Here is a 15,786-nt window from a genome sequence, read left to right as displayed (position 1 = left end):
AATAACCTCATTTCAATATTTTTTTTATTATAACAAAAAAGGAGACTCAGTATAGAATCTCCCTTAAGTTAATAAATTTATATTACTCAATATCAGTTAATTTTGTCTGTTGTGAATTGTCCTCAAGCACTACATCTTCTTCAGCAGTTGCAACAGAAGGGTCTTCCTCCGGCATAACTATTTTATTAACAGCCATAACAGTATCGCCATCCATTAGATTTTGAATTTTTACGCCTGTAGCAGGTCTGCCTTGGAGGGAAATATCGCCAGCCTTGATACGAGAAACAATGCCATTTGAAGAAACAACCATAATTTCGTGAGCTTCATCAACGATTGTAAGAGCCACAAGTCTTGAAGCCGTTGTTTTAAACTTAGTAGCAATTAACCCGATACCGCCTCTGTTTTGAGCTCTAAATTCAGAAAGTTTAGAACGTTTACCGAAGCCATCAGAAGTAATAACCAGCAAGTCAGCGTCGTAATCTTTAGGAACAATATCAGCACCGATTATAGTATCGCCGCTTCTAAGTTTCATAGAGTTTACGCCTCTTGCACTACGTCCTAAAGGTCGCAAATCATTGACAGGGAACCTGATAGCCATACCGCAGCTTGTACCGATAATAACCTCATCATCATTGCTGGCTTGTTTTACCCAACCCAAAGTGTCACCGTCTTCTAATCCGATAGCAATAATTCCGTTTCTTCTTATATTTTCGAAATTTTCTCTGGCGATACGTTTTATATAGCCTTTTCTAGTCAACATAATCAAGTGAGAATCTTTAGAAGCAGAATTGACAGGAATAACAGCCGTAATTTGCTCATCTTGTTCAAGTGGCAAAACATTTATAATAGGCAATCCTTTAGCCTGACGAGACCCTTCAGGGAAGTCGTAAACATTCAAGCTGTAGACTGTACCTTTGCTTGAGAAGAATAGAACTTTATCATGCATCATTGCAGTAAAGAAGTGTCCGACATCATCGTCTTCTTTTGTTTTAATTCCGCCTTTTCCTCTTGTAGCACGGTTTTGACGTTCAAATGTATCAAGAGCAATACGTTTAATATAACCTTGGCTGGTAATAAATACAGCCATCGGAACATTTGGAGTCAAATCCTCAATAGTCATTTCGTCCATTTCAGGAAGAATTTGAGTTTTTCTTTCATCACCGTATTTTTCTTTATCTTCAAGCAATTCAGTTTTAATAATATTAAGAACTTTTTGTCTATCAGCCAAAATAGATTCATATTCAGCAATTTTCTTTTTCAACTCATCATATTCAGCCTTGATTTTATCTTGTTCTAAACCAGTTAACCGTCTTAATTGCATTTCAAGAATTGCATTAGCTTGATCAGTATCAAGTCCAAATCTTTGCATCAAACCGTTACGAGCGATTTCAGTCGTCTTAGATTTTTTAATCAAATCGATAACTTCATCTAAAGAACCTAAAGCGATTAATAAACCTGCCAAAATATGGGCACGCATTTTAGCTTTTTTAAGGAAGAAAACAGTTCTTCTTGTAATGATTTCAACTCTGTGTTCAACAAATTCGCTCAATACTTCGACCAAATTCATCAATCGAGGTTGTTGCCCGACAAGAGCAAGCATATTAACACCAAATGTTGTAACGAGCTGAGTATGTTTAAACAAATTATTTTTAACGACTTCAGGTTTTGCATCACGTTTCAATTCGATAACGATACGCATACCGTCACGGTCAGATTCATCACGAATATCAGAAATGCCCTCAATACGTTTATCTCTAACCAATTCAGCGACTTTCTCGATTAAGACCGCTTTATTTACTTGGTAAGGGATTTCCGTAATGACAATAGCCGTTCTTGCTTGTCTACCGTTACCTCCCGGGATTTCTTCAAATTGAGAAACCGCAGACATTTTAATTGACCCACGACCTGTAGAATAAGCTTGTCTGATTCCGGAAAGCCCAATTATACTTGCAGCTGTCGGAAAATCAGGACCTTTGACATAATGAATCATTTCATCAACCGTCATATCAGGTTTGTCGATTAAAGCAATAGTACCGTCAACGATTTCGCATAAATTATGAGGAGGAATATTAGTCGCCATACCAACCGCAATACCAGAAACTCCGTTTAATAATAACATAGGAAGTCTAACCGGCAAAACAAGTGGTTCTTCCAAAGAGCCATCAAAGTTAGGACCGAAATTGACAGTTTCGCAATCAATATCAGCAAGCATAGATTGAGTAATTTTATGCATTCTGGCTTCAGTGTACCTCATGGCAGCTGCTGAATCGCCATCAACAGACCCGAAATTACCATGCCCGTCAACTACTAAGTATCGAGTATTAAAATCTTGGGCCAATCTAACCAAAGCTTCGTAAACAGAGGAGTCACCATGAGGATGATATTTACCCAAAACTTCACCGACGATTCTGGCACATTTTCTGAAAGGCTTATCAGGCGTCATGCCAAGTTCATTCATAGCGAAAAGAATCCTTCTATGAACAGGTTTCAAGCCATCTCTCACATCAGGAAGAGCACGTCCAACGATAACAGACATAGCATAATCGATGTAAGAGCGTTTCATTTCTTCTCTTATATTTATAGGAACGATTTTACCGTCCCCGAATTCTAAACCTTGTTGAGTCAAAATCCTACCCCTTTTAAATAATCTCTTTACTAATAATTGTACCATAACAAGGAGTGAGGGCAAGTAAAGTATTGTTATTATTAAATAAATGGGTATAACAAAAGTTAATATTAACAAATGTAACAGATTAAGACATGATTGAAATTAGATACTTTGTATATACTTTATATATATGTAAGCAGAATGTAAGGACGGTACAGATGGCAGCACAAGCAGTTAGCGATTTAGATAAAAAACTTGCCGAACTTTACTCTGAAAAAGTCACCGTAAACCTAGACAATGTCGGTGAATCCAAATCTTCATTATCACCGGAAGATTTTTGGAAATCAATGCAACTTGTAGCGGTAACAAATAAAGCTTTTATAAACATCGTACGCAGATAACGCGGAAGATGACGGAGTCACAGGAGTATTAATTTTAGATTTCCCCAAAACTATCCCCCTATTTAGTCTAAAGTGCCCGAGCAAAAAACTTGGGTTTTTTCTTGCGTAAAAAAAGCTCCTCGGCTTATCGAGGAGCAAAGAGTTGTTTTGAAAGTTGCTGAGAGCACCTCAGCTATGTTTTACGAACTACTTTAGCAAAACACCTGATTGCTGTTTCGTTCAGAGTCTATCAATTGCGTTCAAGCTTGAGTAGACGCTTGTTAAAATTATTCATTTGGATTTTAGATTCTTTATCATTTTTTGCAAGAATTGCATTTTCTTTTTTGAGTTCAAGTATTTGTTTTTGCATATCTTGATTTTTTTGAAGCAAAAGTTTATTTTCTTTTTCAAGAGCCTCTATCCTAGAGGCAGCGTTGCAAATTTTGACGTGTAATTGTTGAACTGCTTTGACTAGAGTAAATAATATTTCATTAGATTCCACATATAGCAAATCTTTGTATTTATTATTTCCAGGTCCGATTATAACTGCATTTGGCATAACTTTTTTAAGCTCTTGAGCGATAACGCCTGTGTGAAGCCTACGATTTTTGCCTGTTTCATTTTTTAAATAAAATTCTTTGATATTTAGCTTTAATATTTGTTCTAACCCGATTTTTTTATCGCCTTTGATATCTTTGAGCCTACTGTCAGAGGAAGAACTTACGCCACCTGTTGGCGTATATAAGGTACCATTGATTTTTACCATTCTGTTATTTTTTGCAAAATCGCCATAGATGAGGGCACCTTTACCCGTATAATCACTTTCGCCATATCCGGCACCACAATATTGACCATAATTTGCTTCTATATATAATTTCAAATCAGTATCAGCTAAAGATGAATCATTTCCTGCGTTATAACCAATAGCAATATTTCTTGAGCCTGTTTTATTTGCACCTAAAGCCAATTGCCCAATAGCGACATTTCCTCCACCTGTCGTATTATCTGATAAAGCAGCTGTTCCAAATGCAGAATTATAGTAACCGGTTGTATTATCAAACATTGCTTTTTCGCCAACGGCAACATTATCACAAGCAGGATTACTAAAACCTGAAGTATTATCATTGTTATATAAAGCCCCAGGACCTATTGCTACATTACCGGTACCAGATATATTTTTATACAAAGAATAATCGCCTATAGAAATATTTGCAACACTTGGATTTGAATTTCCGATAATTAATTTTGTATTATATTGAGAGGCATACCCTATAGCTATACTATAATTGCCGGTTTCATTTGAATATAATGCTTTATCACCTAACGCCACATTATATGAACCTTTTGTGTTATTGAAACAAGATTGATAACCTGACGCAACATTATTTTTACCCTCAGTATTTTTATACAAGGATTGATAACCTGATGCAACATTATAACCACCCGTAGTATTGCCATACAGAGATTGATAACCTAATGCCGTGTTACCGTTACCATTGCTATTTACGCCATCTATACATTGTCCAAATAAAGATTTATATCCCAATGCAACGTTATATAAACCTGTTTGATAATAAGCAGCAGAATCACCGATTGCCACATTATAATCATTAGAGGTATTAGTAAACAATGCTAAATAGCCAAGGGCAGTATTATGATAGCCATTGTTATTGTTATACATTGTTCCATAGCCGACAGCAGTATTATGAGTGCTTGTATTTTTATACAAAGAATAGGCACCAACGGCGATATTACCGTAACCTGTTTTATTACTATACAAAGTATAAGTCCCTAAAGATGTGTTGGATACATTAATTGAATTTGTATCATCAATAGCAAAAGTTGAATTACTTGTTCTTGCATAATTAGATTGGGAATATGCACCTATAGCAGTATTGTCACCACACACTGTGTTTGATTTTAAAGCAACGTAGCCCAAAGATGTATTATAACCGCCATTTGTATTAGCACCTAAAGAAGCAAAACCAATACCAGTGTTTCCATGTGATTTATTAGAGTATAAAGTATAAGCTCCTACGCCAACATTTCCAAGGCCTATATAGTTGTTTAATAATGAATTTGTACCTATAGCAGTATTAGAAATAGGTATTTCAGCACTTGTAATAAATGGAACTGCGAGTGTTAAGACATTGTCATCAGTTGTATAGTAACTAGTCCCTTGATTTAACATAGCTTTATAGCCAATTGCTGTATTTTCACTAAACAACTTATTCCTTGGCATTACTGTAAAGCCAATAGCAGTATTCTTGTTTGAAAGATTACAAGATAAACTCATTGTACCAATAGCAACATTTCCTATTCCGGAAACATTATTTGCCAGAGCTTCAGTACCTATAGCCAAATTCCCTTCATTACGAGGAAATGAGCCATTCCAAGGATACCCTGGAGCTGTAGTAATAGTATCAAGTTTGAAATTTCTTAACGCATATGTACCGATAGCGATATTATCAGAAATAAGTTGATTTTGAGCTAATGAACCAGCCCCAATTGCAATATTTCTTTCACCGGTTGTATTTCCCAATCCGGCACAAACACCCACTGCGGTATTATCACTACCACCGTCAATACCAGTCGAACCATCTTTTTTTACACCTGTTGTGTTTCTTAAAGCATATTCACCAATAGCAGTATTAGCATACCCATTTTTATTTGCATATAAGGCATAACTTCCAATAGCTGTATTTCCACTATAATAGCCACCTGCCCCCCCTGTTGATTCTGAATATCCGTAGCCCAAAGACCAATCAAAATTATATAGAGCATTATAACCGATAGCAGTGTTATAGCTGTACGAATTTCCACTACCTCCAGTCCCGTGTGTATATAACGCACGATAGCCAATGGCAGTAGAGTGCGGTGCACCTTTATACATAGATTGATATCCAACAGCTGTAGATCCTTGAGGAGAATCACCTCCTCCATATAAAGATTGAGAACCTATAGCAACATTGTATTGTCCGTCAACATTAGAGTATAATGATTGGTAGCCAATTGCTGTATTTTCAAGTCCATTTTGATTGGAATATAATGAACAACTCCCCATTGCAGTGTTTTTTTGAGCATAAGTTGTTGAGCCTGATGTTCTATTATTTGAATACAAAGAATTATAGCCGACTGCCGTATTATCAGATTGACTTGAACTGGTACTATACAAGGCTCCACTACCAATTGCTGTATTTCTATAACCATACAAAGGCTGTTTTAACGAGTTTTTACCAACTGCAGTGTTATCATTTTTATCAAAGGAAATTTTACCGATATTAACGAGGGAATTTGATGTGGTTTTTTCATAAAAATCAACCAAATTTCTATGAATTGTATAGTTAGAAGTAGTTGAAACAGGCGTAACGATAACAAGTCTTGAACCGGTAGCTTTATTTGAAGTAGTTGAAGTTGTTTCTCCCGTATCAGGGTCTGTTGTTGTAGTTGTTATAGATTCTTGAGGAACTTTATTATATCCAATTACAGCAGATTGCGAATCACTATTACCATAATATATATCAGAGTTATTTTCTGTATATTTCCATATCTCTTTATCCGTTGTTGTGTGTTTTTTCGTTACAACAGGAACTATTGCAGACAACATCAAGCTCACTATCATTAAGGTGACCAATGCTTCTGCAATAGAAAATGCTTTTTTATAAATTTTTTCCGAATTCTTCTTTTCTATCAAACAATTTTTTTTGAAAAGAAAAAAGAATAAGAGTACATATATACTTATAAAGTATAACATATTAATTCTCGCAAACTTTCAAACTAAATAACAGTTGTGTAAAAGATAAAAACTACCTTTTAGGTATTATAAAGCATTCTATACGTAAAGTCAATACGTAAAGCCAATATAAAACTAAAGGATTATTAACTAATACTTACTAATGGTAGATAACTAAAAGTTTGAAAAAATAATAATTTTTACAACCATAATATTTTGATATAGGATTAAAGAAGGTATTTAGAATAACTAAAATATAGATAATAGAGGGATAAATGAAAAGATTACCGGATTTTTTAAGACGAGGAATAATAAACACAGATGCGACAAAAAATGTCCGAATGATTTTAAAAAACAAATGCCTCAATACGGTTTGCGAATCGGCGAGATGCCCTAATAAAAACGAATGTTATACGAAAAACACAGCTACTTTTTTGATAATGGGAACGATTTGCACTCGTAATTGCAGATTTTGTAACATTCAAGGAGGTGTCCCGACGGCACTTGACATATCCGAACCACATCATATAGCAGAAGCTGTAAAAGAATTAAATCTAAAATATGTAGTAATCACCTCCGTCACAAGAGATGACCTAAAAGACCAAGGGGCTGAACACTTTGCAAATGTCATCAATGAAACAAGAAAACTTTCTCCAAATGTAAAAATAGAAGTTTTGACACCTGATTTTCAAGGCTACACCGACTCCATTGATACAGTCTTAAAAGCAAATCCTGATGTGTTTAATCACAATATTGAAACGGTTCCTGAATTGTACAAAAAAGCCAGACCTATGGCAGATTATAAACGCTCCTTAGATTTTTTGAAATACATAAAAGAAAAATCCACTACAACATTAACCAAAACAGGCTTAATGGTTGGTTTAGGTGAAAATATTGAGCAGATTGAATCAGTTTTTACAGACTTAAAAGATATACACTGCGACATTGTTACAATCGGGCAATATATCCAACCTTCAAAAAACCATCTTGAAGTCGAAAAATATTATACGATTGAAGAATACGAAATGTTAACAAAAATCGCAAAAAAAATCGGCATAAAACACACCTCATTTAGTCCGCTCACACGCAGTTCCTACAATGCTTTAGAAATATATAATTCTAATACAATAAAATAACTTGTTAACCACTTCTTATTTTGAGATAAATCGAGTATAATCTTCACTATGAGAAAATTTTTGCTCACAATTTTTGCGATATATACTGCAATTTTTATTGCGGGCAACTCTGCTGTACATGCCCAAAGCATTTACGACAACATAAACACAAACGGCACTATAACAAATTCTGACTCACATTTAAAAATAGATGTTACCTATTTAAAAACTGATGTAAACAAAATAAGCCGACTAACCTCGCAATTAGGCAATTCCGACGAACAAGAATTTGCTCCTCCACTATTAGGCGAATATGATATATCAGAGATTGACACCTATGGCAACGAATTAAAAAATGCTGTAACTCAAACAAGAAATAGCTTAAAATACAAAATCGCCCCACGGGCTCCTTAATTTTGCACGAAAATACTTTGAGTAAACACACGTAAGTGTGCTGATTTTACATTGCAAAATAAAAGGAGAAAAAAATGCAAGAAATTAATAAAAATAATGAAGAGAACAAAGTACTACATACACATCACGACCACTCAGATGTTATATCAGCAATTAGTTTTACCGTTATATTATTTGTAGGAATGTACCTGCTATCAAAATTTGTAGCATAAACCATAACAAATATACAAAAACAGGGAGGAGAAATCCTCCTATTTTTTATATTTCTTTTTCTCTTCTGTAGTTTTTAAAATACAATTTTAAACGATTATGAAAAACTGCACCGAAAATACCGACACAAATCAATAGTAATGAATTCAAAATCACAAACTGAACCATTTTGTCCGTAGCTATTATATTAATAAAATTCAATTGAGAAGTTTCATATACGACTACGGCCACGGGTAACAACAAGATTACCGCAAATACCGTTGCACACATTCTCATGCAAAACCTGCCTTTTCTTTTATAACTATAAATCAAACACCGAGTAATCTGACCGAAAAAAGTCAGACAAAGAAACACTCACTTCAGGTGTCAGATGAAAAAGAATTTATGCAAGCTAATAATATTTTTATCATAGGCATATTATAGCAGAATTATGATAAAATTGGAATAGGTAAAACAGAAAGTGAGTAATATATGAAACAATTGTTAAAAATACTAACATTAGGAGTAATTTTAGCCAGTATTCAACTAAATTCTCTGGCGAACACGAAGCCAAATATCTCTGCTGAAGAGGCAATGCAAAAATTAATAAATGGAAACGATAGATTTGTTGGACAGAAGTTTAAACATCCCGACCAAACAAAAGAACGCCGTCAAGAACTTTTAAAAGGGCAAATGCCTTTTGTGGCTATACTTTCTTGTTCTGATTCAAGAGTCCCACCTGAAATTATATTTGACCAAGGATTGGGAGATATTTTCGAAATAAGAAACGCAGGAAATGTCAAAGATGACCAAGTTATCGGAAGCATTGAATATGCAGTTGTGCACTGTGGCGTAAGACTCATCGTCATAATGGGTCACCAAGATTGCGGTGCAGTAAAGGCGACATTGTCCCACAATAAAGAATCAAAATATATAGAAAGCCTTACGAAAGATATTGAACCTGCAATTGATATGGCAAAATGTCAAAAAGGTGACTTCACAGCAAATGTCGAAAAAGACCATGCAATTCTAACTGTTAAAAGAATTTTAGCCGAAGACAAAACTTTAAAAGAATACATAAAAGATGAGGGGCTAAAAATAGTTCCAGCGTATTACCATCTTGATTCGGGGAAAGTTGAATTTTTAAAATAGACATAAAAAGAGAGAAGCAAAACTTCTCTCTTTTATTTTTGATTATAGACTACTTAGAAACTTCAGCAGATTCTTCTTTTTTAGAAGCTTGACTTTCAAAAATAATCTTTTTATCTTTAAGCTTCAATGTAATAGTTTGACCCGAAACATATTGACCCGACAAAATTTCTTCCGCCAAACCATCTTCGACTTTCTTTTGGATAAGACGTCTTAAAGGTCTTGCACCATAAGCTTCTGAGTAACCATCTTCTGCAAGATAATCTTTAACTTCATCGTTGACTTCAATTTTCAAATCTTGAGATTCTAATCTCTTGAACAAATCTTTGAACATCAAATCAACGATTTGTCTAATTTCAGGCTTAGATAGATGAGCAAATACGATAATATCATCAATTCTGTTCAAGAACTCAGGACGGAAAGATTTTTTCATTTCATCCATAACTGTTTCTTTTAATTTTTCATATTTATCTTTTTGGTCATCATCGCCAGTAGCGAAGCCCAATTTTGAAGTAGAAGTAATCATACTTGCACCGACGTTACTTGTCATAATAATGATAGTATTTTTGAAATTAATATGACGACCTTTAGAATCTGTCAAACGACCATCATCTAAAATTTGCAACATGATGTTAAATACATCAGGGTGGGCTTTTTCAATTTCATCAAAAAGGATAACGGAATAAGGTTTTTTTCTGATAATTTCAGTCAAATGACCTCCGTCATCATAGCCGACATATCCCGGAGGAGAACCAATCAATTTTGAAGTTGAATGTTTTTCCATAAATTCTGACATATCAACACGAATCATACTATCTTCAGAGCCAAACACAGCTTCAGCTAAAGCTTTAGCAAGTTCAGTTTTACCTACACCGGTAGGACCGGAGAAAATAAAACTTCCGATAGGTCTGTTTGGACTTTTCAAACCGACTCTTGCACGTCTGATAGCTTTTGAAATTGCAACTACAGCTAAATCTTGACCGATAACTCTTGAGTGAAGGGTTTCTTCAAGCTTTAACAATCTTGTACTTTCGCCTTCTGTAATTTTTGTAGTAGGAATTCCGGTCATAGTGCTCACGACTTGAGCTACTTGTTCAGCAGTAACCACGGGCTTATTAGCATCATTTTCATCACGCCATTTTTGAGACATTTCTCTAATTTTTTCTTTCAAATCTGCCTCATCATCACGCAAATTTGAAGCCAATTCAAATTCTTGATTTCTGATAGCGTCTTCTTTTTGTTTGATGATGGTTTTCAAGTCTTTTTCAAGCTCTTTCCCTTCTGGAGGCAAAGCACTCGTTTGAATTCTGACTTTAGAACTTGCTTCATCAACAATATCAATAGCTTTGTCAGGCAAGAAACGGTCTGTAATATATTTGTAAGACAATTCCGTAGCCGCAACGATTGCATCATCAGAAATTTTCAACTTGTGGTGGTCTTCATATTTTGGTCTTAAACCTTTGATGATTTCTATAGTATCTTCAATAGAAGGTTCTTCGATGATAATAGGTTGAAATCTTCTTTCCAAAGCAGAATCTTTTTCGACATATTTTCTATATTCTTCAAGGGTTGTAGCACCGATAACCTGAATTTCGCCTCTTGATAAAGCGGGTTTCAAAATATTAGCGGCATCAATAGCACCTTCAGCAGCTCCGGCACCGATTAAAGTGTGCATTTCATCAATAATAAGAATTATGTTACCGGCTTGACGAATTTCGTCCATAATTTTTTTCAAACGTTCTTCAAATTCACCACGATACTTGGTACCGGCAACCAGCAAGCCCATATCAAGTTGAACGACTTTTTTGCCTTCAAGCAAATCAGGAACTTCAGAATTAACAATTCTAATGGCTAATCCTTCTGCTACAGCAGTTTTACCAACACCCGGTTCCCCGATAAGAACAGGATTATTTTTAGTTCTTCTTGCCAAAATTTGAATAACACGTTCAATTTCTTTTTCTCTGCCTACGACAGGGTCAAGGCGTTGTTCTTGAGCAGCAAGTGTCAAATCAGTACCGAACTCATCTAAACTCGGAGTTTTTGTTTTGCCACCAGAGGCAGTTGAGGCAGTAGCAGTAGCTTGAGCAGGCTTTGTTTCACCCAACATCTTGATAACATTGCTACGGACTTTATTCAAATCCACGCCGAGATTTTCAAGAACTCTAGCAGCAACCCCTTCGCCCTCGCGAATAAGACCGAGAAGAAGGTGTTCTGTACCGATGTAATTATGACCGAGTTGTCTTGCTTCATCCCAAGACAATTCTAAAACTCTTTTAGCTCTAGGGGTAAAAGGTATTTCGACGGCAACAAAACCGGAGCCACGTCCGATAATTTTTTCGACTTCAGCCCTGGCATCTTTAAGCGTAACCCCCATAGATTTAAGGGTTTTTGCAGCGACGCCGGTACCTTCACCAATCAAGCCCAAAAGGACTTGCTCTGTGCCGACGAAGTTATGCCCGAGTCTACGAGCTTCTTCCTGAGCCAACATTATTACCTTAATTGCTTTTTCTGTAAAACGTTCGAACATTATCGAATTACTCCTAATATACTTTTCATATAAATATTCTACAACATAATTGCTGATTATACCAATATTATTTTATTTTTTCCAGTAAATTTTTAGCGGGAAAATAATCCTGATTAACTTCGACAGCACGATTTAGAGCGACTCTAGCCCCAATCGTGTCACCTTTTGCAAGATTAATTTTACCTATTAGAAAGTGAGTTTCAGGGTCTTTATAATATATATCTTTGCTTCTATTCAAGAAATTTTTAGCAATATCAAGGTAATTATGATTATACAAAACTCTCGCCATGTACTTGTAAGATTCAGAATTTGCCTGAACTAAAATATCAACTGAGTTGATTAGATTTTCAGCATAACTAATCAAATTTGCACGTAAAAGGGCATCTAAATCCTGTTCTAAGAAATTTCTGACTTGAAAATATGTTGGAGGCTGAGTTTGTTTTTTTTCAATCAATTTCAAAAGTATTTTGCCCCATTCTACAATTGGAGCCTCATCATCGAGAGAATTCCACAGACGTTTTGCGTTGTATAAATCACCCTGCATAAGCAGGCAATATCCCGATTCATAAAACATTTTTTGTAAATAATAAATTCTTGCAGCGGACTTGTAATCTTCTTCAAAGAAGAAAACTTTTGCGAGGATATTTTTATACCAACTTTCCTCGTGCCTGTTGCAAATTCGTTTCAAACGGGGGTAGTCTTTAGTTAAATATAATAGTTTTAGGATTTCATTCTTTTTCATTATTGTGTTTTTTAATGGTAAACTGAATTTTTGCACTTCCGTCCTTAACTTTTGGGAGCTCTATTTCAAGAGCTTTTAATGCGTCAAGTTGAGTATTGGTACTGTTTTTGTTAGTAGATTGAATTTCTTTATACAATTCTTCTCTATAAACAGAAACATCTTTTGGAGCGTTAATACCAATTTTTGCAATATTATTATCCGCTTCAATGACAACGATTTCGATATTATCATTAATGATTAGCTTTTGCCCTTTTTTTCGAGAAAGGATTAGCATAAATTAACCTTCTTTCATGGGCTCTTTAGGAGCAATTTTTTTAAATATAGGATATTTAAATTGTAAAGACTCGTCAGGCAAAATTAATTGCATAGCTTTGAAATTGGCTAAATTGATAATAACCGGAGCTCTCAAGTTAATGGTTGTATTTTTAGGATTATTAGAAGGAATAGCGGCAATATTCAACACAAGCAAATCCTCAACTTTTTCAAGCCCGATTTTTGAAGCTGAATCTTCTTGAATTTCAAAATTATATTCAATATCAAAAAAGGTAGTGCTAGTAACAGGAAACGCCAAATCAGGCTCATCAAGTGATTGAAGCCATTTAAAGCAAGAATTTTTGTCATGTTCCATCAATAAATATTTTTGATATTGGTCATAGCCGATAATTGGATTAACAAAACAGAATATATGATTTTCGTCAACCTCAACCTCTCCAAATCTAGTGGTGTTAATTTTCATAAGTCTATTCCTATTTTAGTAATTATTAGAATTTTGCGAATAATTAAAATCAGGCAACATTTGAGACATCATCATAGTTTGCATCATTTCTGCCGTAACTTTTTTATCAGCACCTTGAGAGCCTTGTTGTTGCATCAAAAAGGGTAGCATATTCATAAAATTATTACCGTTATTTTGTCCGTTACCGAACATTGACGCCAAATTGGCATACTCATTATTATATTGATTTGCTTGGTATGGATTCATTTGTTGTTGCAAAGGATTGTAGCCTGCTTTTGCAAGAGTTCTGACTGCATCAGCTATTTCTTTATCAGAGGGTGCTTCAGAGCGATTTGGCATAGAATTTATATCTTGCATTTCACGTTTCAATTTAGCATCATTGATAACCTTGCTTGCCTCAGGGTGAATATTATTTTTATATTGACCGTTGATTAATTTATTAATTTCAACATTTTCCTGATTTGTTTCAGCAGCTACGGGAGCTTTTGGCGTATGCAAAGCCTTCAAAAACTCTGTCGGATTTCTTTTCATCTCATTTATTTGAGCAACTGTTAATTTTTTATAAGCACAACTGCCGCCATCCATACAATACTTAGCTTGTATAGAATAAGAAACTAAAGCAGGTGATGAGTTTATTGAAATAACCTTATCAAAGGCGACTCTGGCTTTTGCGGCATCACCAATTTTCATATAAGAGCTACCCAAATAATAATAAGCAACTGAATTTGAAGGGTCTTTTACGGTTACATATTTCATATCTTGAATACACCCGACGTAATTTTTGGTTTCAAATTTAGAAATAGCTCTTCTTACAACACCGTTATACGCACTGGAAGCTTCAGCTGCCAATGCTGAAAAGATTATAAATCCTGTTAAAAATACTGATAAAATAGTTTTTTTCATATTAATCTACCCACTTATCCGCCTACATTAATTATTTATAACTCTGATATTAAAAAAATCAATATCATCTCTAGTTTATTATAACCCCGAATATTTAAAATTACTCTATACCAAATATATTATTTTCATAAAAAAGGAGTAATGTTTTTGATTTATTCTTACAAAAAATAGTCCACCAAAAGAATGAAAAATTTATGCAAATAGTATATTAATTTATATTACACATGTATAATAGTATATGTAAATGTAGAGTAATTTACACCAAAACGAGGAATAAAGAGATTATGAAGGTTAAAATCAAAGAAATTGCGAAAAAAAACCGTGGGTGGAGTACATACAAACTTGCCCAAGAATTGCAATTGCCTCAACAAACAGTTTACTCTTGGGCAAAAGGCAGAACTCAACCCTCATACGAAAACATGGATATGCTCTGTGAAGTTTTAAACTGCACGATGGGTGAACTTTTTGAATCAGAACCGGTTCAAAAAAAATTAAACTTGTTAGTTAATCAATAGAAAAGCATTAAGGAAATAGAAATGAAAATCAAACAAGGTTTCACTTTAGCAGAAGTGCTGATAACGTTGGTTATCATTGGAGTTATTGCAGCGTTAACAATACCTGCACTGTTAAATAACACAAATAAAGAAGAATACAAAATCGCACTGAAAAAAGCTGCGGCAATCCTGCAGCAGGCATCGGATTTACAATATGCACAAACCCATGAAAATGCATTATCTTATGACTCTGCTGATGATTGGTATAACAAATTTTTCAGTAAAAGACTAAACATTGTCAGCTCAATGCCATCTTCCTCAAGTCCGGCAGTTCATGCAAATAAATGGGAAAGTGGAGCTATAACTTTTTATACAGCAGATGGAATGGCATACTCTATACCTAGTGAAGGTTCAAGATATTATGCAATTATAATTGATGTAAACGGCGACAAAAAGCCTAATGAACTAACTCTTGATATAAATAATCCTAAAGATGGCTATGTTATTTACCTTCAAAATTATAATGACGCCACTGATTCAGATACAACCGGGGCAGCTGTTATAAGCCCTGATGGACCTGCGGCATGCCTTATGGGTGGAGAATTTGCCACTTATTGCGATAGTTATAGCAGTGGCAGTGGCAGTGGTAGTGGTAGTGGCGAGGACAGCTACGACGGCTTATAGACAGAAAAGGTTGGGATTATTCCCAACTCTTTCAATATTTTAGGTTATTAAAGCTCTTGCAACACTGATTACTATTCTAAGACAAAAGAAAACTTCTTTACGACTATCATAG

The 15,786-nt window shown here is 34.8% G+C and carries 15 protein-coding genes; 7 read left to right on the top strand and 8 right to left on the bottom strand.

Annotation, left to right across the window (positions count from 1 at the left end):
• Window positions 1–82: 82 nt before the first annotated feature.
• The gene (gene gyrA / locus PHV37_00970) at window positions 83–2,626 is read right to left on the bottom strand and encodes a DNA gyrase subunit A (protein MDD3236653.1); all 2,544 of its coding nucleotides are present in this window, start codon (window positions 2,624–2,626) and stop codon (window positions 83–85) included.
• Between the two features lie 200 nt (window positions 2,627–2,826).
• Between gyrA and PHV37_00965 the strand changes: the two genes are divergently transcribed.
• Window positions 2,827–3,009 carry a hypothetical protein gene (locus tag PHV37_00965; GenBank protein ID MDD3236652.1) on the top strand — a complete coding sequence of 61 codons (183 nt, stop codon included), beginning with the start codon at window positions 2,827–2,829 and terminating at the stop codon, window positions 3,007–3,009.
• 229 nt (window positions 3,010–3,238) lie between these two features.
• Here PHV37_00965 and PHV37_00960 read toward each other — a convergent pair whose 3' ends face one another.
• Window positions 3,239–6,682 (bottom strand): tail fiber domain-containing protein, encoded by a 3,444-nt coding sequence (locus tag PHV37_00960; GenBank protein MDD3236651.1) that lies wholly within the window; start codon window positions 6,680–6,682, stop codon window positions 3,239–3,241.
• Between the two features lie 314 nt (window positions 6,683–6,996).
• Between PHV37_00960 and lipA the strand changes: the two genes are divergently transcribed.
• From lipA to PHV37_00945, 3 genes are all read left to right on the top strand, one after another.
• Window positions 6,997–7,857 carry a lipoyl synthase gene (lipA, locus tag PHV37_00955; GenBank protein MDD3236650.1) on the top strand — a complete coding sequence of 287 codons (861 nt, stop codon included), beginning with the start codon at window positions 6,997–6,999 and terminating at the stop codon, window positions 7,855–7,857.
• A 48-nt stretch (window positions 7,858–7,905) separates the two neighbouring features.
• Complete coding sequence (locus tag PHV37_00950; GenBank protein ID MDD3236649.1) at window positions 7,906–8,250, top strand: hypothetical protein; 345 nt, start codon at window positions 7,906–7,908, stop codon at window positions 8,248–8,250.
• A 74-nt stretch (window positions 8,251–8,324) separates the two neighbouring features.
• Window positions 8,325–8,462 (top strand): hypothetical protein, encoded by a 138-nt coding sequence (locus PHV37_00945; GenBank protein ID MDD3236648.1) that lies wholly within the window; start codon window positions 8,325–8,327, stop codon window positions 8,460–8,462.
• A 46-nt stretch (window positions 8,463–8,508) separates the two neighbouring features.
• Here the strand turns inward: PHV37_00945 and PHV37_00940 are convergent, their stop codons facing one another.
• Window positions 8,509–8,736 carry a hypothetical protein gene (locus tag PHV37_00940; GenBank protein ID MDD3236647.1) on the bottom strand — a complete coding sequence of 76 codons (228 nt, stop codon included), beginning with the start codon at window positions 8,734–8,736 and terminating at the stop codon, window positions 8,509–8,511.
• Between the two features lie 195 nt (window positions 8,737–8,931).
• Between PHV37_00940 and PHV37_00935 the strand changes: the two genes are divergently transcribed.
• Window positions 8,932–9,591 carry a carbonic anhydrase gene (locus tag PHV37_00935; protein MDD3236646.1) on the top strand — a complete coding sequence of 220 codons (660 nt, stop codon included), beginning with the start codon at window positions 8,932–8,934 and terminating at the stop codon, window positions 9,589–9,591.
• Between the two features lie 49 nt (window positions 9,592–9,640).
• On the opposite strand, the gene PHV37_00930 is transcribed toward PHV37_00935, so the two are convergent.
• The 5 genes from PHV37_00930 to PHV37_00910 form a co-directional block, all read right to left on the bottom strand.
• On the bottom strand, window positions 9,641–12,115 hold the full coding sequence (locus tag PHV37_00930) for an ATP-dependent Clp protease ATP-binding subunit (protein ID MDD3236645.1): 2,475 nt from the start codon (window positions 12,113–12,115) through the stop codon (window positions 9,641–9,643).
• Between the two features lie 67 nt (window positions 12,116–12,182).
• Window positions 12,183–12,857: a hypothetical protein gene (locus PHV37_00925; protein ID MDD3236644.1), complete on the bottom strand. Its 675-nt coding sequence runs from the start codon at window positions 12,855–12,857 to the stop codon at window positions 12,183–12,185.
• Window positions 12,844–13,131 (bottom strand): carbon storage regulator CsrA, encoded by a 288-nt coding sequence (gene csrA, locus PHV37_00920; GenBank protein ID MDD3236643.1) that lies wholly within the window; start codon window positions 13,129–13,131, stop codon window positions 12,844–12,846. Before csrA ends, PHV37_00925 begins: the two co-directional genes overlap by 14 nt.
• A 3-nt stretch (window positions 13,132–13,134) precedes the next feature.
• Window positions 13,135–13,593: a flagellar assembly protein FliW gene (gene fliW / locus PHV37_00915; GenBank protein ID MDD3236642.1), complete on the bottom strand. Its 459-nt coding sequence runs from the start codon at window positions 13,591–13,593 to the stop codon at window positions 13,135–13,137.
• Between the two features lie 15 nt (window positions 13,594–13,608).
• Window positions 13,609–14,496, bottom strand: a complete 888-nt coding sequence (locus PHV37_00910) for a hypothetical protein (protein MDD3236641.1) — start codon at window positions 14,494–14,496, stop codon at window positions 13,609–13,611.
• Window positions 14,497–14,780: 284 nt separating this feature from the next.
• Between PHV37_00910 and PHV37_00905 the strand changes: the two genes are divergently transcribed.
• Both PHV37_00905 and PHV37_00900 read left to right on the top strand, forming a co-directional pair.
• Entirely contained in the window at window positions 14,781–15,011 is a 231-nt protein-coding gene (locus tag PHV37_00905; protein ID MDD3236640.1) for a helix-turn-helix transcriptional regulator, read from the top strand.
• 21 nt (window positions 15,012–15,032) lie between these two features.
• The gene (locus PHV37_00900) at window positions 15,033–15,674 is read left to right on the top strand and encodes a type II secretion system protein (protein ID MDD3236639.1); all 642 of its coding nucleotides are present in this window, start codon (window positions 15,033–15,035) and stop codon (window positions 15,672–15,674) included.
• The last annotated feature ends 112 nt before the right edge of the window (window positions 15,675–15,786 follow it).

The organism is Candidatus Gastranaerophilales bacterium (assembly GCA_028693235.1).
Taxonomy (GTDB): Bacteria; Cyanobacteriota; Vampirovibrionia; order Gastranaerophilales; family Gastranaerophilaceae; genus JAQUVW01.
The sequence above is the reverse complement of the archived record's forward strand: the minus strand, read 5'-3'. Positions and strand labels throughout refer to the sequence as shown.

Coding starts and splice junctions, on each gene's coding strand:
- PHV37_00965 (MDD3236652.1), top strand. CDS start 2,827: ATGGCAGCACAAGCAGTTAGCGATTTAGATAAAAAACTTGCCGAACTT.
- lipA (MDD3236650.1), top strand. CDS start 6,997: ATGAAAAGATTACCGGATTTTTTAAGACGAGGAATAATAAACACAGAT.
- PHV37_00950 (MDD3236649.1), top strand. CDS start 7,906: ATGAGAAAATTTTTGCTCACAATTTTTGCGATATATACTGCAATTTTT.
- PHV37_00945 (MDD3236648.1), top strand. CDS start 8,325: ATGCAAGAAATTAATAAAAATAATGAAGAGAACAAAGTACTACATACA.
- PHV37_00940 (MDD3236647.1), bottom strand. CDS start 8,736: ATGAGAATGTGTGCAACGGTATTTGCGGTAATCTTGTTGTTACCCGTG.
- PHV37_00935 (MDD3236646.1), top strand. CDS start 8,932: ATGAAACAATTGTTAAAAATACTAACATTAGGAGTAATTTTAGCCAGT.
- PHV37_00930 (MDD3236645.1), bottom strand. CDS start 12,115: ATGTTCGAACGTTTTACAGAAAAAGCAATTAAGGTAATAATGTTGGCT.
- PHV37_00925 (MDD3236644.1), bottom strand. CDS start 12,857: ATGAAAAAGAATGAAATCCTAAAACTATTATATTTAACTAAAGACTAC.
- csrA (MDD3236643.1), bottom strand. CDS start 13,131: ATGCTAATCCTTTCTCGAAAAAAAGGGCAAAAGCTAATCATTAATGAT.
- fliW (MDD3236642.1), bottom strand. CDS start 13,593: ATGAAAATTAACACCACTAGATTTGGAGAGGTTGAGGTTGACGAAAAT.
- PHV37_00910 (MDD3236641.1), bottom strand. CDS start 14,496: ATGAAAAAAACTATTTTATCAGTATTTTTAACAGGATTTATAATCTTT.
- PHV37_00905 (MDD3236640.1), top strand. CDS start 14,781: ATGAAGGTTAAAATCAAAGAAATTGCGAAAAAAAACCGTGGGTGGAGT.
- PHV37_00900 (MDD3236639.1), top strand. CDS start 15,033: ATGAAAATCAAACAAGGTTTCACTTTAGCAGAAGTGCTGATAACGTTG.